At 56.8% G+C, this 19,299-nt stretch carries 20 protein-coding genes; 13 read left to right on the top strand and 7 right to left on the bottom strand.

Annotated features, from left to right (window positions below; genetic code table 11):
* Window positions 1–15 precede the first annotated feature (15 nt).
* A complete protein-coding gene (locus tag WH279_RS22315) occupies window positions 16–909 on the top strand; it encodes a LysR family transcriptional regulator (protein ID WP_227535220.1) in 894 nt (297 codons plus the stop codon).
* A gap of 21 nt (window positions 910–930) precedes the next feature.
* Here the strand turns inward: WH279_RS22315 and WH279_RS22320 are convergent, their stop codons facing one another.
* The 4 genes from WH279_RS22320 to WH279_RS22335 all read right to left on the bottom strand — a co-directional run bounded on the left by WH279_RS22320 (window position 931) and on the right by WH279_RS22335 (window position 3,977).
* Window positions 931–1,158: a hypothetical protein gene (locus WH279_RS22320; protein WP_339458981.1), complete on the bottom strand. Its 228-nt coding sequence runs from the start codon at window positions 1,156–1,158 to the stop codon at window positions 931–933.
* A complete protein-coding gene (locus WH279_RS22325; RefSeq protein ID WP_339458984.1) occupies window positions 1,124–1,666 on the bottom strand; it encodes a hypothetical protein in 543 nt (180 codons plus the stop codon). Before WH279_RS22325 ends, WH279_RS22320 begins: the two co-directional genes overlap by 35 nt.
* 326 nt (window positions 1,667–1,992) lie before the next feature.
* Window positions 1,993–2,772 (bottom strand): L-threonylcarbamoyladenylate synthase, encoded by a 780-nt coding sequence (locus tag WH279_RS22330; RefSeq protein WP_133842608.1) that lies wholly within the window; start codon window positions 2,770–2,772, stop codon window positions 1,993–1,995.
* A gap of 140 nt (window positions 2,773–2,912) precedes the next feature.
* Window positions 2,913–3,977 carry an SDR family oxidoreductase gene (locus tag WH279_RS22335; RefSeq protein ID WP_339458987.1) on the bottom strand — a complete coding sequence of 355 codons (1,065 nt, stop codon included), beginning with the start codon at window positions 3,975–3,977 and terminating at the stop codon, window positions 2,913–2,915.
* A gap of 95 nt (window positions 3,978–4,072) precedes the next feature.
* Between WH279_RS22335 and WH279_RS22340 the strand changes: the two genes are divergently transcribed.
* A complete protein-coding gene (locus WH279_RS22340) occupies window positions 4,073–4,981 on the top strand; it encodes a LysR family transcriptional regulator (RefSeq protein ID WP_339458990.1) in 909 nt (302 codons plus the stop codon).
* A gap of 81 nt (window positions 4,982–5,062) precedes the next feature.
* Here the strand turns inward: WH279_RS22340 and WH279_RS22345 are convergent, their stop codons facing one another.
* The 3 genes from WH279_RS22345 to WH279_RS22355 all read right to left on the bottom strand — a co-directional run bounded on the left by WH279_RS22345 (window position 5,063) and on the right by WH279_RS22355 (window position 7,471).
* Complete coding sequence (locus tag WH279_RS22345) at window positions 5,063–5,413, bottom strand: hypothetical protein (protein ID WP_227535224.1); 351 nt, start codon at window positions 5,411–5,413, stop codon at window positions 5,063–5,065.
* On the bottom strand, window positions 5,414–6,172 hold the full coding sequence (locus WH279_RS22350) for a DUF4225 domain-containing protein (RefSeq protein ID WP_339459004.1): 759 nt from the start codon (window positions 6,170–6,172) through the stop codon (window positions 5,414–5,416). It lies immediately after the preceding gene.
* Between the two features lie 486 nt (window positions 6,173–6,658).
* Window positions 6,659–7,471 carry an IclR family transcriptional regulator gene (locus WH279_RS22355; RefSeq protein ID WP_212813367.1) on the bottom strand — a complete coding sequence of 271 codons (813 nt, stop codon included), beginning with the start codon at window positions 7,469–7,471 and terminating at the stop codon, window positions 6,659–6,661.
* 336 nt (window positions 7,472–7,807) lie between these two features.
* Here WH279_RS22355 and WH279_RS22360 point away from each other — a divergent pair, with 336 nt between their 5' ends.
* From WH279_RS22360 to araD, 11 genes are all read left to right on the top strand, one after another.
* Window positions 7,808–9,334 carry a sugar ABC transporter ATP-binding protein gene (locus WH279_RS22360; RefSeq protein WP_339459008.1) on the top strand — a complete coding sequence of 509 codons (1,527 nt, stop codon included), beginning with the start codon at window positions 7,808–7,810 and terminating at the stop codon, window positions 9,332–9,334.
* Between the two features lie 41 nt (window positions 9,335–9,375).
* Window positions 9,376–10,476, top strand: a complete 1,101-nt coding sequence (locus WH279_RS22365; RefSeq protein ID WP_133842613.1) for an ABC transporter permease — start codon at window positions 9,376–9,378, stop codon at window positions 10,474–10,476.
* The gene (locus WH279_RS22370; RefSeq protein ID WP_339459011.1) at window positions 10,473–11,573 is read left to right on the top strand and encodes an ABC transporter substrate-binding protein; all 1,101 of its coding nucleotides are present in this window, start codon (window positions 10,473–10,475) and stop codon (window positions 11,571–11,573) included. Before WH279_RS22365 ends, WH279_RS22370 begins: the two co-directional genes overlap by 4 nt.
* Window positions 11,574–11,583: 10 nt before the next feature.
* Entirely contained in the window at window positions 11,584–12,429 is an 846-nt protein-coding gene (locus WH279_RS22375) for an SMP-30/gluconolactonase/LRE family protein (protein ID WP_339459012.1), read from the top strand.
* A gap of 364 nt (window positions 12,430–12,793) precedes the next feature.
* Window positions 12,794–13,792 (top strand): 3-dehydro-L-gulonate 2-dehydrogenase, encoded by a 999-nt coding sequence (gene yiaK / locus WH279_RS22380; RefSeq protein WP_339459014.1) that lies wholly within the window; start codon window positions 12,794–12,796, stop codon window positions 13,790–13,792.
* Between the two features lie 13 nt (window positions 13,793–13,805).
* Window positions 13,806–14,276 (top strand): YhcH/YjgK/YiaL family protein, encoded by a 471-nt coding sequence (locus tag WH279_RS22385; RefSeq protein WP_200644076.1) that lies wholly within the window; start codon window positions 13,806–13,808, stop codon window positions 14,274–14,276.
* Window positions 14,277–14,288: 12 nt separating this feature from the next.
* Entirely contained in the window at window positions 14,289–15,584 is a 1,296-nt protein-coding gene (locus tag WH279_RS22390) for an MFS transporter (protein ID WP_133842618.1), read from the top strand.
* Complete coding sequence (locus tag WH279_RS22395) at window positions 15,581–17,062, top strand: FGGY-family carbohydrate kinase (protein WP_339459016.1); 1,482 nt, start codon at window positions 15,581–15,583, stop codon at window positions 17,060–17,062. Before WH279_RS22390 ends, WH279_RS22395 begins: the two co-directional genes overlap by 4 nt.
* Window positions 17,059–17,721, top strand: a complete 663-nt coding sequence (ulaD, locus tag WH279_RS22400; RefSeq protein WP_200644074.1) for a 3-keto-L-gulonate-6-phosphate decarboxylase UlaD — start codon at window positions 17,059–17,061, stop codon at window positions 17,719–17,721. The genes WH279_RS22395 and ulaD overlap by 4 nt, the downstream gene beginning before the upstream one ends.
* A gap of 2 nt (window positions 17,722–17,723) precedes the next feature.
* A complete protein-coding gene (locus WH279_RS22405) occupies window positions 17,724–18,581 on the top strand; it encodes an L-ribulose-5-phosphate 3-epimerase (protein ID WP_133842621.1) in 858 nt (285 codons plus the stop codon).
* Complete coding sequence (gene araD, locus WH279_RS22410) at window positions 18,578–19,276, top strand: L-ribulose-5-phosphate 4-epimerase (RefSeq protein ID WP_339459020.1); 699 nt, start codon at window positions 18,578–18,580, stop codon at window positions 19,274–19,276. Before WH279_RS22405 ends, araD begins: the two co-directional genes overlap by 4 nt.
* Window positions 19,277–19,299 lie beyond the last annotated feature (23 nt).

Consider the following 19,299-nt stretch of genomic DNA (forward strand, 5'->3'; position numbering starts at 1 on the left):
CAATCCGGGATATTAATGAGCGATTTTGAAAACCTGCACGGGATGATTATTTTTGCCAAGGTGGTGGAAACGTTGAGCTATACCGAAGCTGCGAAAGCGCTGGGGCTGGCAAAATCATCGGTGAGTAAAGAGATCTCGTCGCTGGAAGTGCGCCTCGGGGCAAAACTGTTGCAACGCACCACCCGGCGGATTCAGGTCACCGAAGTCGGGATGACGTACTATCACTACTGTTACCGCATCCTGCATGAGGTGAAAAGCGCCGATCTGTTTATTCGCCAGTTCCACGAAGAGCCAACCGGCAGCCTGCGCGTGGTGGCCCCGGTCACCTTTGGCTGTCAGTGTATTGTCCCGGCGCTGAACAGTTTTGTTGCCAGCAATATCCACGTCAGTGTCGATCTCGACCTGACCGATCGCGCGGTCAATCTGGAGGATGATGGCTGTGATATCGCCATTGCCATCACGCGCGAATTACCCGACCACCGCCATTATCGTCCGCTGATGGACATCGCCTGGGGGCTGTATGCCGCCCCGGATTACCTGAAAAATATCGAGCCTATCGCCAGCCCGGACGATCTGCCGCGCCATGACTTTATTCTGTTTCGCGGCCCGGCCCACACGATTTCATTACCGTTCCGTAAAGAAAAGCAGAAGAAAGACATTGAAGTCCGCAGTCGTTTTCGCGCCAATAACAGCATCGCTTTATTAAACTCAGCCGTGGCACAAACCGGCATCGCCTATCTGCCTAATTATATTGCACAGGAAGCGGTTTCCCGTGGGGAACTGGTGCAGTTATTACCCGACTGGGAAATGGATATTTATAAGTCTTACGTTCTGGTGAAAAGTGATAATTTTATTTCACCGCGCGTGAGACTGTTTATTGAGGATTTGCAGAAGGCGTTACATCAATAAAAAACCCTTGCGGGTTTTTTATTATTTAAGCTGGGTGTTTTTGGGCCTGACACCAAATACTGAAGCCCTTTGTACCTTGAGGCTACTATTGGTAGTCACATACCGGCTATTAACGATCTTGACATCACCAGTAGCCAATTTATCTTTGATGTCACGTCCTGCGGCAGCTTGCAAACGTTGCGCCATCTCATGAAAAAGGCGATCCGTTGATGCATTATGCAATGTGGTAACTTTGAGTTGTGACGACATAACCTCTTCCTCCTGCTTCAACATCTGTGTATGCCTCCCATCCTTCCAGTCGACTAAATATTTTGCTTTTTGGATGGCCTTCAAGACCGAGCGCTCGCGAGTAGATTACTGCTAAATCTGTAGCGCGTTGATGCTCAAGGTCAGCTGCGGCGGTGAAGATATAGGCACCTGCATTGCAAATAGTATAATGGTCATAAATTATACTTGCAACGTTGAGCAGCACCCTGCCGCTGGCGAGTCCACGATGCCGAACATGTCTGTAACCTGTTGGTTCTTCGGTGGCAGGATCAAGTGAGTCAAAGACCACTGCCCAGACCCCATTTGCAGGAAACGTAAATCCTGGGCAGGCATGAAGAAGGTCAATGCCTTTTGAAGCCAGGTCATGAGGCGACATTATCTGCTCAAAGCCAACACCATATAATTCCCCACAAAGTAGAAAATTACGATAAACCATACCATTGCCGTACTTGTCTTCAAATGGCGGCTGCCATTGAAATTTGTTATTCACTTAGCATCTCCCTATGCATAAAGTGATTTATATTCAATAAGTTAAAATAATAATCAGGTATGACGGGTAAATTACCCTAAATAATTGGCGTTATAGCAAGGCGGCAAATGCGTGAATCCCCCCGGGAGCTTACTGGAGTAAGTGACCGGGGTGAGCACATGAAGCCAACGCCGCTGTAGCGTCAAGTATGACGTATAAATTACCCTAAATAATTGGCGTTACAGCAAGGCGGCGAATGCGTGAATCCCCGCGAGCTTACTGGAGTAAGTGACCGGGGTGAGCACATGAAGCCAACGCCGCTGTAGCGTCAAGTATGACGGGTAAAATTAATAATAGTTGCCGTGACGGTAATCCCAGGTAGTAAAGATGTCAGACATGATCGACATAATCTTATCCACATCCAGACCTTTACGGATCAGCACCGGGCATGGCGTGATGTTACGCTCGCCTTTCTGCTCTGGCACCAGTTTGCCGTTATCGTCAACCATCGCCACCATCACACCCTGCTCGTAGCGAGTCTTTTCAGACTCGTTTGGCTGGATGGATTTCACGTAGTCGTTGGCAGCAATAATCAGGTCTGCATGCGCTTCGATGCGCTCGCCAATGCCTTCTACCAGGCCACGGTTTCCTTTACCTGATGGGTTCGCGGAGCTGGCGAAGGAGAACTTACCGTGGTTTTCCCACAGCTCTTTCGCCAGATTCTCGCCAGGTACGCCAAACTTAATCACAAAGCAGCTGGTCTGACGACGGTCCATCATCAGCTCTTTAGAACCGTCATCCGGGATACGTGCCACCGCTTCTTCTTTCCACGGCAGGATGCAGCCCAGCAGAACATCCTGGTCCCAGTGCTGCTGATACAGCGCTTCGATTTCAGGGTTTAACTGGGCCAGTTCTTTCAGCTGTTCCAGAGAACCACACAGCACCACGCCTGGCTTGTTACGGTTACGCTGCTTGGCGTCAAACTTGCGCTCCAGACCTTTGGCATCAGACGTCATGATGATGTAGCCCACTTTGGTCGGGCAGACGATCATGCCGCCGTTAGCAGACAGGATCTTCACGGCTTCCGGCTGTAAGCCACCATTCCAGTTAACCACTTTATCGTTCATAACAGCACCTTTGCGTTCAGATTCGGTTCAAATTAAGTGGGTAATCACCCGTTGAAACCATCCTGCCACAGCCAGTTTTTAGCGCAACAATAAACATCAAAAAGCCATGATTGTTTCCCGGAGGAAACAACCGTTGCCTGTCAGCGTGGGATTAACTGCTCTGCTTTCAGCCGGTCAAACAGCTCAAAGAAGGCTTCGCGCGTTGGCTGATACCCATTGAACCCGGCTTTGCGGCTTTTGCTGACGTCAGTAAACACTTCCATCGGGCGACCGAGATCGGCATCGGTATGCCACCAGGAGGCCAGCTTTGTGACGTCGCTCTCTTTCAGGTTGTGCTGTTGGGCAATCTCCTGCCACTGCTGAGCGGCGTCGTTCATACGTCCTTCCAGCGGCTGCTCGCCGTTGAATGGCGCGACTTCAAGACCAAAGTATCCGGCGATTTCGCCCCACATCCACTGCCAGCGGAACACATCACCGTTGACCACATTGTAGTCCTGGTTTTGCGCCGAAGGCGTGGTGGCGGCCCAAATCAGCTGGTCCGCCAGTAGACGGGCATCCGTCATGTCGCTAACGCCCTGCCACTGCGCCTGTGAACCCGGGAAGACAAACGGCTGACCGCTCGCTTTACACAGCGTGGCGTACACCGCCAGCGTCTGCCCCATATTCATGGCATTACCCACCGCGAAACCAATCACCGTATGCGGACGATGAACGCTCCAGGTGCAGCCATATTTTTCTGCGGCGGCAAAGACTTCATCTTCCTGTGCGTAGTAGAAGTTCTCTACCGGCTGACGTCCCTGCTCCTCACGGAACGGAGTCACCGGCACGCTGCCTTTGCCGTAGGCATCAAACGGACCCAGGTAGTGCTTCAGCCCGGTGATCAGCGCCACATGGCCCCCTTTCAGGGTGTCGCCCAGTGCATCCAGGACATGACGCACCATGCCACCGTTGACGCGGATATTCTCTTTCTCATTTTCCTGACGTGCCCAGGCGCTGAAGAACACCTTATCGACCACCACCTCTTTCAGTGCGGCCTGGACGGATGCGCTTTCCGTCAAATCGGCGGTCAGCGAAGTGACCCCCGCAGTGACCGGGGTGCGACCGCGTGATAACCCATAAACCTGCCAACCCTGCGCCAGCAGGCGTTCTGCCAGGGCACTTCCGGTGACGCCGCTGACGCCAACAATCAAAGCTCGTTGTTGCATAATTTCTCTCCTGTTCAGTAATGCCTCCAGCTTAATAGAGAATTAAATTCCCATCTCAGGTATAAATTCACAGTATTCATGAACAGGAGGAACGAATGACCTCATCTGAAGATCGCCTGAAAGGGATCACCGCCTTTGTTGCCACGGTGGAAAGCGGCAGCTTTACCGCCGCCGCCGAACGGCTGCATCTGACCAGTTCTGCCGTAAGTAAAAGCGTGGCACGGCTGGAAGCGCGCCTCGGTTCACGGCTGTTTGAGCGCACCACCCGCAGCCTGGCACTGACCGATGCCGGGCAGGCCTATTACGACACCTGTACCCGCGTGCTGGGGGAGCTGAGCGAAGCCGAATCGGTGCTGGCGGCTCAGCGCACCATTCCTGTCGGCCGTCTGCGCGTTGCCGTCCCCCATACCTTTGGCCGGCTGCATGTCATGCCGCTGCTCAATCACTTCTGTCAGCAGCACCCGGACATGCAGCTTAACCTGTCGTTCTCGGACCGTTTTGTGGACCTGTTTGAAGAGGGCGTGGATGTCGCGGTACGCATCGGCGGGCCAGGCAGTTATCCCCCTTCGCTGGCGGTGCGTTATCTCGGCTGCGAGCAGCTGATCTTTTGCGCCTCACCTGACTATCTGGCGCAGCACGGTACACCGCAGTCGTTAGAGGCGCTGGAGCAGCACCGGGCGATTGTGTATGACCGCATCGACGGCAGTACCAGCCCGTGGCATGTCACCTCGCCGGATGGCCGCATTACCACACGCACCGTGCCACACCGGATGGCGCTGGGGGATGGCGAAGCGCAGCGTTCAGCAGTGATGGCCGGGCTGGGCGTGGCACAGATGGCGACCTGGCTGATGGAAGAACAACTGGCACGCGGTGAGCTGGTGGGATTCCTGCCGGAACTGGCGGTGCCGGGCCTGCCGCTGTATGTGGTGTGGCCACGCAGAAAGCAGCTCACGCCGAAGGTCGATGCGCTGCTGAGTGCACTGGAGACGTTGAGGATTGGATAACCAGGGATGGCCTGGGCCGCTGCGAATGCAGCGGTCACCCTGTGATATTCAACGTAAGAACATTTACGCATCGCACTATCATTATTTATCTTTTTTAACGCGGCCCTTTTCTAAACTGAATATTTTTTTCCAGTCAGCCAGGAACAGAATATAAAAAATGAAAAATAGCACAGCAGAATATCGAATAATGCTGTCATCCCATGCGGCGTAATTAAAAAACCGATAGAGTGACCCGGCACCAAACCTGGCAATACCAAACTGGCAGCTCCCCACTATCAAAACAATCACCAGGTTAAGCAACTTTTTGCGCCGTAAGGTAAAAATTTTTTCTGAGCTAAGCAGATAAAGTGGGATCATCAATAATAGTGAAACTAATTCATATCCTATTATGACTAACCATGAGCTATCCGTTATGACCACATCCCTGTACATTTAATTCTCTCCTGATGATGGATAAACACTTTGCAATGTATTTATGTCTCCTATTATCTCAGCAGCAAGAGGAACAGGTCCTAAATCTTTCCAGCCACGAATAAAATCTGTATTTATATGTCTAAAAAGGCGAAATGAATCAGATTTTGGGATGTTTCTCACCAAACCATATCCAGACAGACCAATATCAACGACACTATAAACAACATCAGCCTGAGCTTTACTGTATCCCAACCCCTTAGCAAGTTCCCGGTAGGCTTGTCGGATGCAACCCTGTTTATTTTTCCGATATAAAAGATAATATCCATTTTCATAGACATTATTGAATCCATGTGCAGCTAACGATGCCCCATAAGCAGCACAAAGCCCTCCCATTGACGCAGCACAAATCCCAGTCCCACCAAAAAACTGAACACCGCCGCTAACAAAACCAACTTGTTTAAGGACCAGCACAATTCTTCTATTGTGCACTTCTTTTTTCACTGCTGCATACTGCACCATTCTTCCGGCCATCAACTGAAATTCCTGATTTCGCAAATTATCAGTCTCTTCATTCAATGTTTTTATAGCACCACTCAGTGACATACACTGAATATCTACTTCACGTGTAATATGAGAGATAAAATTTTTTATCTCATAAAAAAAAGCCGCACGGGCATATCCTGTTGGAAGATAAGTCAGTGCTGTTATATTGCTGACTTTATTTAATTGCTGAACCGCACTGTTAAAATCCTCTTTACTAGCCGTTCTTGAAAACATCACTTTCTCCTTGTTATGTTTTTAAACCCATACACTTTACCATGATATTTGTTGAGTTCTGGGTTGACGATCAGCTTTTCAGAATCGGGACTGACTATCTGGTCCGGCACGGCCTGCCGTTGTATGTCGTGTGGCAGCGCAGACCCTGCCACTAGTGCACACCATCAACACGGATCGATCGGAAACGATAATCGACCCCGACGAGGGATTGCCATAGCATGGCAGTGTTAAAACCACAGCGAGCACTCTGCCATTGGGGATGAGGCTCGTTTGAGGTAAGCCGGACGTCACGCGCCAGGGATGGCGCGAGCCGAGGCCCGCATGGATGCGGCTTTTGCCGATCCGGCGTGCTCAAACGGGCCTTAGCCCTGTCACACCGTCTCTAGCGAAGAAATGGGGGGATACCTCCCCGACGGGAGATCGCCCTGTCGTGGTAGTGTTAAAACCACAGCGGCACAATTTTTTGTGCCCACATTACCCGTTTAATTACCCGTGAAAACCCAATTCAGCAGAGATCGCTTTCGCGGTGGCTACCACAGGGGCCATCAGCTTTTTCACCCCAATTTGCTGGAGTTTCGCCGTCGGCAGGGACACGGATACCGCATACGGCACCCGCTGCTGAATATCAAACACCGGAGCGGCAATACAGGAGACACCCAGCTCGTTCTCTTCGCGGTCCATCGCCGTCTGCTGCTGGCGAATATTTTTCAGCTCTTCCAGCATTTCCGGCAGCGTGATGATGGTGTTTTTTGTCAGGGGCTGAATGGTGTCCTGATGGCTCTGCCAGTAGTGCGCCGGATACTCTTCGCTGCCCCAGGCCATAAAGATTTTGCCCATCGCCGAGCAGTACAACGGCATATGCTGGCCGATATAGGCACGGGTACGCATCATTCCGGTGGTCGGCTCCAGCTTGTAAATCAGGATCACATGATCATCTTCCCGACTGGAGAAATTCACCGTTTCCCCTACCTCAAGATTGAGTTTTTCCAGGTGCGGCGCTGCCACATGGATCACGTTGAGCGACGAAAGTGCCTTCTGCCCGACAGAGATAAATTTGGTGGTCAAACGGTAGCTGCCCGGCGACGGTGCCTGTGTCACATAGCCGCTGCTGTGCAGCCCCTGCAAGAGCCGGTGCACGGTACTTTTGTTCATCCCGGAGAGCTCCGAGAGATGGGCCAGCGGGCAACCGTTAGGGTAGTTGCTTAAGAGTTCAATCAACTGAAGGCCACGAAACAGGCTCTGCGTCCCCAGCGGCTTGTCTTTCTTATCATCCTTCACGCTATCCGCTTTTACGCTCATCCACGATTCCTCTTAATGTCCTGCGTCCCGTACCGGGAAGTTGCCCGATGTTAACCCATGCTTTCCACACTGTGAATATGGAACGACGTTTCAGTGCATTTCCTGAGGGACAAATCTGCCAAAAAACGCCCATCCAGAAGTGAGCTATTCATCACAATTCCACAACATCAAAAACAAACCATTGTTTTTAAACAACAAATAAAATCGTCACATCTTTGCTTTCCGTTCCAACAGAGAATAGTATTTTTGAAACTTGATTTCGCATATTGAAATATTGCGGTGTTTTTTCTTGCTGTCGCCGCTGTTGATGCTCACCAGGAGTTGCAGGAGGCTGTAATGCAGCATACACCCGGTACACCGGTTCTTACGCTGAGCCATATCACCAAACGGTTCGGTGGCAATATTGCCGTCAACGATGTCAGTCTGGAGGTTTTCCCCGGTGAAGTGGTCGCCCTGTTGGGGGAAAACGGTGCCGGAAAATCCACCCTGATCAAAGTGCTGGCGGGCGTCTATGGTCGTGACAGCGGTGATATCCGCTTTCAAAACGCCAGCATTGCCTCTGCCGCCAGTTTAAAAACGGCGCGCCAGCAACCCATCGCCTTTATCCATCAGGATCTCGGGCTGATTGAGTGGATGACGGTGGCCGAAAATATGGCACTGGTGATGGGGTTTACCCGTCGTCTGGGGTTGATTGACTGGCGGGCGGTGCGCGAACGTTCACGCGCTGCGCTGGATGAAGTCGGCATCGCTCTGGACCCGGACGCCCGCGTGTTTGAGCTGTCGCGCACTGAGAAATCCCTGCTGGCGATTGCCCGCGCCGTGGCGGTCAATGCCGAAGTGCTGGTGCTGGATGAACCCACCGCCTCGTTGCCCGCCAACGATGTGCGCCATCTGTTCAGCGTGATCAACCGCCTGAAAAGTAAAAAGGTCGGGATGATTTACGTCACACACCGCCTGGATGAAGTGATTGAGATTGCCGACCGCGTCTGCGTGATGCGCGACGGCAAACGCGTGGCGGGCGGCATGACGGCGCAATATACCCTGCGCAACCTCGTCGAAATGATCGTCGGGGAAGCCATCGACGGCGATCAGCGCGAAGCGCTGCCTGAAGGGCAACCTCCGGTGCTGACGCTCAACCAGCTGCGCATTGATGAAGTCGGCCCGGTGTCCTTCAGTCTGCAACCCGGTGAAATGCTGGCACTGGCCGGGCTGCGCGGTGCCGGACAGGAAGAAATTGGCCGCCTGCTGTTTGGCCTGCGCCCGCGCAGCGGTGGCACCATGACGTTCCGTGATAAGGACTATCACGCCCAGTCGCCGCAGCAGGCCATGGCCGCGGGTGTCTCACTGGTGGCGGGCGACCGCACCGGAGAAAGCCTGGTGATGTCGATGAGCGTGCGTGAAAACCTGTTTCTTAACCCCTGTGCCAGCGGCCACCCGCTGCTGTCACGTTACGGTCGCCGGGCTGAAATCGGCGCCAGCTGGTGGAAAGTGCAGTTATTCGATGTACGTCCGAAAGACGTCAACCTGGATATCAGCGCCCTCTCCGGCGGTAACCAGCAAAAAGTCGTCATGGCACGCTGGATGCACCTCAATGCCCCGCTGCTGATCCTCGAAGACCCCACCGCAGGCGTCGATGTCGGCGCACGCGAAGAGATCTATCACCTGCTGAACAAAGCGCTGGCCGACGGCATTGCGGTGCTGGTGATTTCCAATGACTTTGAAGAGATCGCCCATATCTGCAACCGCGCACTGGTGTTTAACCGCGGTCAGGTGGTCGGCGAACTGAAAAATGACCAGGTCACGTTTGCCAACCTGCTCGAACTGGCTTCGGCCAGTCACGAAACCCCTGTCGCCACCGTCTGAATTGTCAACGCCACCCTTCGACGGTGGCAGGAGAAGCTGTTATGTCCAAAACATCCGTGAAATCGACCGCGCTGGAACAGCGGGTCAGCCTTGGCGAGCATGGTGCCGCCGCATGGTCGATGCAGATCGTCACCCGCTACGGTCTGCTGCTGCTGTGTATCCTGCTTACCCTGCTGTTTTCCGTGCTATCGCCGTCGTTCGCCAGCATGCTGACGTTGCAGGCGATCCTCGCCAGTAAAGCCAAAATTGCCCTGCTGGCGCTGGCGGCCACTATCCCGATGATTGTCGGCAAAATCGACCTTAACGTCGGCTTTGGTATTGTGCTGTGGCACATCCTTGCCATCACCTTGCAGGTGGAATATGGCTTCTCCTGGCAGATGGCGGTGCTGACCGTGCTGGCGATCTCCGCGCTCTACGGGCTGCTAAACGGCATTCTGGTGGCGCTGGCCGATATCGACAGCTTCGTTGCCACCCTCGGTTCCGGCACCGTGCTGTATGCCGTGGCACTGTGGCACTCCGGCGGCCGCCAGATTGTCGGCGATCTACCGGATGCCTTCACCGCCCTGCACCATACCGAAATCTTCGGTATTCCGGTGGGTGCCTTCTACGTGCTGGCGGTAGCCATCATCCTGTGGCTGATCACCGAACACACCCCGCTCGGACGCTGCATGTATGCCGTCGGTGGCAACCCGGCAGCGGCAAGGCTCAACGGCATTGCCGTCAACAAATTTACCATCGGTGCCTTCATCGCCTCCAGCGTACTGACCGGGTTTAGCGGGGTGCTCATCGCGGCTGAACAGGGTGTCGGCCAGGCCAGCGTGGGTATGGATTATCTGCTGCCCGCCCTGGTGGGCGCGTTCCTCGGCAGCACCACCATCCGTCCGGGCCGCGTCAACGTCTGGGGTACCGTGGTAGGGATTGCTATCCTCGCGATCGGCATCGCCGGTATCCAGCAGTTCGGCGGCGATTTCTGGGTAGAGCCGCTGTTTAACGGTGCCACTTTACTGCTCTCCATTACCCTCGCCGGTTACGCCCAGCGCCGCCGGATGCTGAACCAAAAGGCCGTGGTGCGCAGTCAAAGCACCCCGGCTACCACTCCTGACAATAACCAGAAAACCATCACTCCAGGGAGTACCTTATGAAACGTCATCTTCTTGCTCTGACCCTTGGCACCCTGCTGGCAGGTTCGCTGCCCGCCTGGGCCGACAGCTACCTCGATCAGGCCACCGCCGCCATTACCAAAGCCACGGCCAGCGTCACCCAGTGGGACGGCCCCACCACCGGTCCTGTCCTGCAAAAGAATAAGAAGGTGATTTTTATCGCCTCTGATATGAAAAATGGCGGCGTACAGGGCGTGCAGCAGGGACTGAGTGAAGCCGCCGCTGCCGCAGGCTGGAAGCTGGAAACCCTCGACGGTGGCGGCTCGGTAAAAGACCAGTTGGCCGCGCTGAACCAGGCCATTGCTCAGCGCCCGGACGGCATCGTGATTGGCGGCTGGAATCCGAACGTTGCCAAAATTCCGCTGAAAAAAGCCCTTCAGCAAAAAATCGTGCTGATGGCCTGGCACGCGGAACCTCAGCCAGGGCCGATTGCTAAATACGGTGTGGTCGCCAACATCACTTCTGACTCCAACGAAGTGGCCCGCCTCGCCGCGCAGTATGCGGTGGTACAGTCCGGCGGCAAGGCACAGGTGCTGATCTTCACCGATTCGCTCTACCAAATCGCACTGGATAAGGCCAATGCGATGAAGCAGGAAATTGAGAAGTGCAGCGGCTGTAAAGTGGTGGAGTTTATCGATACGCCGCTGGCCGACACCGCCAACCGCATGCCCTCCATGACCTTCAGTCTGTTGCAGAAGTACGGCGATAAGTTCCAGTACGCGCTGGCAATCAACGATCTCTACTTTGACTTTATGGCCCCCGCGCTGAAAACCGCCGGTAAAGGCGGTAAAAATGCGCCGTTTAATATCTCCGCCGGGGACGGCTCGATCTCCGCCTTCCAGCGTATCCGCAGCGGTGACAGCCAGATCGGCACCGTGGCCGAGCCGCTGAAACTGCACGGCTGGCAGCTGCTGGATGAGTTTAACCGTGCCTTTGCCGGGCAGCCGCCGTCAGGTTACGTCACCCCGGCGCACCTGATCACCCGCGAGAATATCGGCAGTGACGGCGGTCCGCAGAACCATTACGACCCGCAGAACGACTATCAGGGACACTACAAAACCATCTGGGGCGTGAAGTAACGGAGGCGTTATGCAGACCGATAATCTCAGGCTGGAAACGCTCTGCTCCCCGGCGATCTGGGCCGAGGGTCCGGTGTGGCTGCCAGAGCAGGACGCCGTGGTGTTCAGCGATGTGAAAGGCAACCGCATATTCCGCTGGCAGCGTAGCGGTGAGGTGAGTCTCTGGCGTTCACCCTCGCACTATGCCAACGGCAACGCCCGCGATAATGAGGGCCGGGTGGTCAGCTGCGAGCATGGCCGCCGTGCTATCAGCCGTACCGAGCATGATGGCAGCGTCACACTGCTGGTGGAGAAGGTCGAGGGTAAACGCTTTAACTCGCCGAACGATGTGGTGGTGCGATCCGACGGGACGATCTGGTTCACCGATCCCCCTTACGGCATCGTCAGTGACGACGAGGGTTATCACGCGCACAGCCAGGTGATCGGCTGTTACCTCTACTGCTTCGACCCGGCCAGCGGACAACTGACTATCGCCGCCAGCGATCTGCAACGCCCCAACGGGCTGGCCTTTTCGCCCGACGAGCGTCTGTTGTATGTGGCGGATATGTCCATCGTCGACTTCCCGACGCTGGGCCGCCGTCAGCTGCGGGTCTATCCGGTCGAGGGATGGGAGCTGGGCGCCGGGCGGTGGTTTGCCGAGGTCGCCCCCGGTTTCCCGGATGGCTTCTGCGTGGATAACCGCGGCAACCTTTATTGCAGCTGCGCCAATGGGGTGATTATTTTCGACAGCCAGGGCCAGACGCGGGGCAAGATCCCCGTGCCGGAACGGGTGTCGAACTGCACCCTCGGCGGCCCGGACGGTAACGAGCTGTATATCACCGCGACCACCTCGCTGTACCGGGTAATCATCGGTTAACGCCCGGGCGAGGCGTGCCTCGCCCCTACGGTGAACGGGATCGGTTCGGGATGGGCGAGGCGTGCCTCGCCCCTACGGTGACGGGGATCGGTTCGAGCCGGGCGAGGCGTGCCTCGCCCCTGGGGTGACGGTGCCGGCGGTTTTTAATGTGTAGGGGTCAGGCATGCCTGACCCGGTTTCCCCACGCCTCAATTTCACCCAATGTGTTGGCGATCACATAACCCAATACTATTTTTATCTCACTGTTTTATAACGATTAAATTCCACTCCGTTTCTTTGACTTGTTCCCACCAGGCGCATAGGATTTATTTGGAACGATATTCCACATATTGAAATAAAGCCACCTCCGGGGAGAGACAGCAGTATGAGAATCAGCTATCAGCAGTTGAAACAAGAGTTCCTGCGGGTGTTACTGGCACGCGGTGTGCCGGCGGATAAAGCCGACAGCTGCGCCACCCTGTTCGCTGACACCAGCGAGAACGGCGTCTACTCCCATGGGGTGAATCGCTTCCCCCGCTTTATCCAGCAGCTGGATGCCGGGCACATCGTGCCGCAGGCCGAAGCGGAAAAAATCCTCTCGCTGGGCGCTATCGAACAGTGGGATGCCCACCGCGCCATCGGTAACCTCACCGCCCAAAGTATGATGGATCGCGCCATTGCGCTGGCCGACGGCCACGGTATTGGGCTGGTGGCGCTGCGTAATGCCAACCACTGGATGCGCGGCGGCAGCTACGGCTGGCAGGCAGCGGAAAAAGGCTATATCGGCGTCTGCTGGACCAACTCCATCGCGGTGATGCCGCCGTGGGGGGCAAAAAACTGCGCCATCGGCACCAACCCGCTGATCGTCGCCGTGCCGGGTGAACCGATCACCATGGTCGATATGTCGATGTCGATGTTCTCCTACGGCATGCTGGAAGTGAATCGCCTGGCGGGTAAAACACTGCCGGTCGACGGCGGTTTTGATAATGACGGTGAATACACCCGCGATCCCGCCACAATTGAAGAAAATCGCCGCATTTTACCTATGGGTTACTGGAAAGGCTCCGCCCTGTCCATCGTGCTGGATATGGTCGCCACCCTGCTCTCCAACGGTGCCTCCGTCACCGAAGTCACCGAAGACAACGGCGACGAATTCGGTATCTCCCAGGTGTTTATCGCCATTGACGTCGACCGTCTGATCGACGGCGCCACCCGCGACAGCAAGCTGGCACGCATCCGCGAGTCCATCACCGGAGCCGAGCGCGCCGATAGCCAGCAGGCCATCCGTCTGCCCGGCCATAAATTCCCCGGTATCCGTGCTGAGAACCAGCGCCTCGGCATTCCGGTGGATGAACGCGTCTGGGCACGCATCCAGGCACTGTAAGGGAGGAAACCGCATGATTTTTGGTCATATCAACAACACCGATGCCCGCCACTATCCGCCGACGATTGCACACGCCATCGACTGGTTAGCCCGCCACGATCTGGCCAGCATGGCAGCCGGGCGCTATCAGGACGATCACACCGGCTGGCAGATACAGGTGCTGGATCTGCACACTGCCCCGCACGGCGATAACTACCCTGAGGCACACCGCCGTTTTATCGATGTGCAGTACCTGGTGTCCGGTAATGAGCTGATGGGCGTGGCAACGGAGAAGTGTGAACCCACTATCCACCAGCCCTATGACGACGAACGCGACATCATCTTTTACCAGGATGCCCCGCATGAAACCCTGGTGCTGATGCAGCCAGGCCATTTTGCGGTGTTCTTCCCGCAGGATATTCACCGCCCGAACTGTGCGGTTAATGCTCCCGAAGCCATTCGCAAGGTGGTGGTGAAGATCCCCACGGCCGATCTCGCTGACTAAAAGAGGATCACTATGAGCCTGACTTCCACATCGATCTCACGCGAAGGGATCCCTTCGCTGCGCTGGCTGCGGATCATTCCGCCGATCCTGATCACCTGCATTATTTCCTATATGGACCGGGTTAATATCGCCTTCGCCATGCCCGGCGGGATGGACGCCGACCTCGGCATCAGCGCCTCGATGGCCGGGCTGGCTGGGGGGATCTTCTTTATCGGTTACCTGTTCTTGCAGGTGCCCGGCGGCAAACTGGCGGTCTACGGCAATGGTAAACGCTTTATTGGCTGGTCGCTGCTGGCCTGGGCAGTGATCTCTCTTCTGACCGGGCTGGCGACGAATCAGTATCAACTGCTGGCGCTGCGCTTTGCGCTGGGGGTTTCCGAAGGTGGGATGTTGCCGGTGGTGCTGACCATGATCGGCAACTGGTTCCCCGATGCCGAACGCGGCCGTGCCAACGCCATTGTGATCATGTTTGTGCCGATCGCCGGGATCCTCACCGCCCCACTTTCCGGCTGGATCATTACCGCCTGGGACTGGCGCATGCTGTTCTTTGTGGAAGGCGTGCTGTCGCTGTTTGTCATGGGGCTGTGGCATTTCACCATCAGCAACCGTCCGCAGGAGGCGAAGTGGATCTCGCCCGCTGAAAAACAGTATCTGATTAAAACCCTGCACGACGAACAGCTGCTGATCAAAGGCAAAAACACCCGTAAAGCCTCGCTGCGCCAGGTGATGAAAGAGCCGGTGATGTGGCGACTGATCATGGTGAATTTCTTCTACCAGACCGGGATCTACGGTTACACCCTGTGGCTGCCCACCATCCTGAAAGGGCTGACCAACGGTAACCTGGAGCAGGTCGGTTTTCTGGCGATCCTTCCCTATGTCGGGGCGATCTTCGGCATGTTCCTGTTCTCATCGCTGTCCGATGCTACCGGGCGGCGCAAGCTGTTCGTCGCCCTGCCGCTGGCCGGGTTTGCCCTCTGCATGGCGCTGTCAGTCCTGCTGAAATCTCATATCTGGTGGTCGTACGCCGCACTGTGCGGCTGCGGATTCTTTATTCAGTCGGCAGCCGGGGTGTTCTGGAGTATCCCTCCCCGCCTGTTTAATGCCGAAGTGGCGGGCGGTGCGCGCGGCGTGATTAACGCACTGGGCAACCTCGGCGGCTTCTGTGGTCCTTATATGGTCGGCGTGCTGATTGTCGCTTACAGCAAAGATGCCGGGGTTTACAGCCTGGCAATCTCACTGACGATTGCCTCGCTGCTGGCGCTGACGCTGCCTGCACGCTGCGATGCACAAAACAGGGAGGCAGCATGAACTACTGGTTAGGGCTGGACTGCGGCGGCACCTTCATTAAGGCCGGATTGTATGATGCCGAAGGGCGTGAACGCGCAGTGGCACGGCAGACTCTGCCGGTGCTGGTGCCGGAGCCGGGGCGTGCAGAGCGCGATATGCCGCTGCTGTGGCAGCAGGCTGCCCGCGTGATTGCTGAGGTGCTGAAAAACAGCGGGCTGGAGGCTGCTCAGGTGGCAGGCGTAGGCATTTCCGCTCAGGGTAAAGGGCTGTTTTTGCTGGACAAACAGCAGCAACCGCTGGGCAACGGTATCCTCTCGTCGGATCGCCGGGCGCTGGCGCTGGTGCAGCAGTGGCAGCGCGAAGGGATGCCGCAGACGCTCTACCCGGTGACGCGACAAACGCTGTGGACCGGACACCCGGTGTCGCTGCTGCGCTGGTTAAAAGAGCATGAGCCGCAGCGCTATGCGGCCATCGGCAGCGTGCTGATGGCCCATGACTATCTGCGCTATTGCCTGACCGGAAAACTGGCCTGCGAAGAGACCAATATTTCTGAATCCAACCTCTACGACATGGAGAAAGGTGACTGGTCTGCCGCCCTGGCGGACACCCTCGGCCTCGGCGACATTCTGCCTGCCCTGCCTCCGATTGTCGGCCCGACGGCCATCGCCGGAGAGGTGACAGCGGAAGCCGCAGCACTGTGCGGGCTGCGTGCAGGCACGCCTGTGGTCGGCGGGTTGTTTGATGTGGTGTCTGCCGCGCTGTGCGCCGGGCTGCATGACGATACCCGACTGAACGCGGTGATGGGCACCTGGTCGGTCACCAGCGGCATTACCGACCGCATCAGCGATGAAAGTGGCCATCCGTTCGTTTACGGGCGCTACGCCATTGAGGGGCAGTACATCATTCACGAAGCCAGCCCGACCTCGGCGGCCAATCTGGAGTGGTTCTGCCAGCAGTGGGGGATTGACGACTATGCGCAGCTGAATCAGTGGGTCGCCGCTCTGCCACCGGCACAAAGCTCGCTGTTGTTCCTGCCGTTCCTTTACGGCTGCAACGCCGGGGCCGACCTGCACGGCAGCTTCTTTGGTTTGCAGGCAGGCCACCAGCGCGGCCACCTGGTGCAGGCGATCTACGAGGGCGTGGTGTTCTCGCATCTCACCCATCTCAACCGCATTCTTACCCGCTTCCCGCAGGTCAGCGCCCTGCGCCTGAGCGGCGGGCCAACGCGTTCCGCAGAGTGGATGCAGATGTTTGCCGATGCCAGCGGGCTGCCCGTCGAGATCCCGCAGATTGAAGAAAGCGGCTGCCTGGGGGCGGCGCTGGCGGCGATGACGGGTACCGGAGCCTGGGGCTCTCTGCAACAGGCGCAGCTGGCGCTGGCACCCGCCATCGCCAGCTATCAGCCGGACGCACAACGTCATGCGTTGTATCAGAAAAAATACCAGCGTTATCAGCAGCTAATCACAGCGCTGATCGCCGCACAAGGAGTCACACCATGAGTCATTCACGGGTTCCCCAGTTGCAGCTGGCGCTCGATCACACCCGGCTGGATGCCGCGCTGGAGACGGCGCAGCGCCTGCATCAACAGGTCGATATCGTGGAAGCAGGCACCATTCTCTGCTTCAGCGCCGGAATTGACGCCGTACGTCAGCTGCGCCAGCAGCTACCGGGGAAAACGCTGGTGGCCGATTTTAAAGTGGCGGATGCCGGGGCCACGCTGGCAAAACTGGCGTTTGAAGCGGGCGCCAACTGGATGACGGTGATCTGTGCGGCACCGCTGGCGACCTTTGCCAGCGCGCTGGAGGTGGCGCATCTGCACCAGGGCGATATCCAGATTGAGCTGTTCGGCCACTGGACGCTGGAAGAGGCTAAACGCTGGCGTGAACTGGGGCTGACGCAGGCTATCTACCACCGCGGCCGCGATGCGCAGGCCAGCGGCCAGCAGTGGAGCCCGCAGGATCTGGACGCGATGAAAGCGCTCTCCGACCTGGGTTTTGCCCTGTCGGTCACCGGGGGGATCACCCCGGACGAGCTGCCGCAGTTTAAACAGATTGATGTGAAAGCCTTTATCGTCGGCCGGGCGCTCAGCGAAAGTGCCGACGGGCTGGCCACCGCCGCCGAGTTTCATCAGGCGATTGCCAACATCTGGGGACACTAACCATGCGCCAACACCCGCTGGGAATTTATGAAAAAGCCCTGCCTTCTCATCTGAGCTGGCCGGAACGCCTTGCCCTGGCGAAAGCCTGCGGCTTCGACTTCGTCGAGATGTCGGTGGATGAAACCGACCTGCGCCTGTCGCGCTTACAGTGGAGCAAGGAGCAGCGCCTGTCGCTGGTCAACGCGATGATGGAAACCGGGGTGACCATTCCCTCGATGTGCCTGTCTGGTCATCGCCGTTTTCCGTTCGGTAGCCGTGACCCGGCCATCCGTGAGCAGGCCTATAAGCTGATGGAGCAGGCGATCCAGCTGGCAAAAGACGTCGGCATCCGCACCATCCAGCTGGCGGGCTACGACGTCTACTACGAACCGCACGATGAAGGCACGGTGGCACGCTTTGCCGAAGGGCTGGCGTGGGCGGTGGATCGCGCCGCTGCGGCGCAGGTGATGCTGGCCGTCGAAATCATGGACACCGAATTTATGAACGCCATCAGCAAATGGAAACACTGGGATAAGCAGCAGGCCTCGCCGTGGTTCACCGTCTACCCCGATGTCGGCAACCTGACGGCCTGGGGCAACGACGTCGCCGCCGAGCTGGCGCTGGGCATTGACCGCATTGCCGCTATCCATTTAAAGGATACCCAGCCTGTCACCGCGAGTTCGCCGGGGCAGTTTCGTGACGTGCCGTTTGGCGAGGGCTGCGTCGATTTTGTCGGCGTGTTCCGCACGCTGAAGCAGCTTAACTATCGTGGCGCATTCCTGATTGAGATGTGGACAGAAAAAGCCGAGGAGCCGGTGGCCGAGATCGTGCAGGCCCGGCGCTGGATTGAACAAAAAATGCAGGAAGGAGGCTTACAATGAGCTTATCAACGCTGAAACAGCAGGTTTTCGAGGCCAATCTGGCCCTGCCGCGCCATCATCTGGTGACCTTTACCTGGGGCAACGTCAGCGCCATTGACCGCAGTCGCGGGCTGGTGGCGATCAAGCCTTCCGGCGTGGAGTATGACGGCATGACCGTTGACGATATTGTGGTGGTGGAGCTGGAAAGCGGCCGCACGGTGGAAGGCAGCAAGAAGCCCTCTTCCGATACCGCCACCCACCTGGCGCTGTACCGGGCGTTTGCTGATATCGGCGGCATCGTGCACACCCATTCGCGCCATGCCACCATCTGGGCGCAGGCCGGGCTGGATCTGCCTGCCTGGGGCACCACCCACGCGGATTATTTCTACGGCACCATCCCCTGCACGCGCCTGATGACGCCACAGGAGATCGCTGAAAATTACGAACACAACACCGGCGAAGTGATTATCGACACCTTCCGCTCACGCGACATCAGCCCGACGGCAATCCCGGCGGTGCTGGTCAACGCCCACGGACCGTTCGCCTGGGGCAGCAGCGCGGATAACGCTGTGCATAACGCGGTGGTACTGGAAGAAATTGCCTATATGGGGATTTTCTCGCGCCAGCTGACGCCGGGGATGCGTGATATGCAGCAGGTGCTGCTGGATAAACATTATCTGCGTAAGCACGGGGCGGGGGCGTATTACGGGCAATAATGGCCTGCAATGGGCGGACCGGA

Origin of the sequence: Erwinia sp. MYb375 (assembly GCF_037479175.1) — a bacterium.
Lineage (GTDB): Bacteria > Pseudomonadota > Gammaproteobacteria > Enterobacterales > Enterobacteriaceae > Erwinia > Erwinia rhapontici.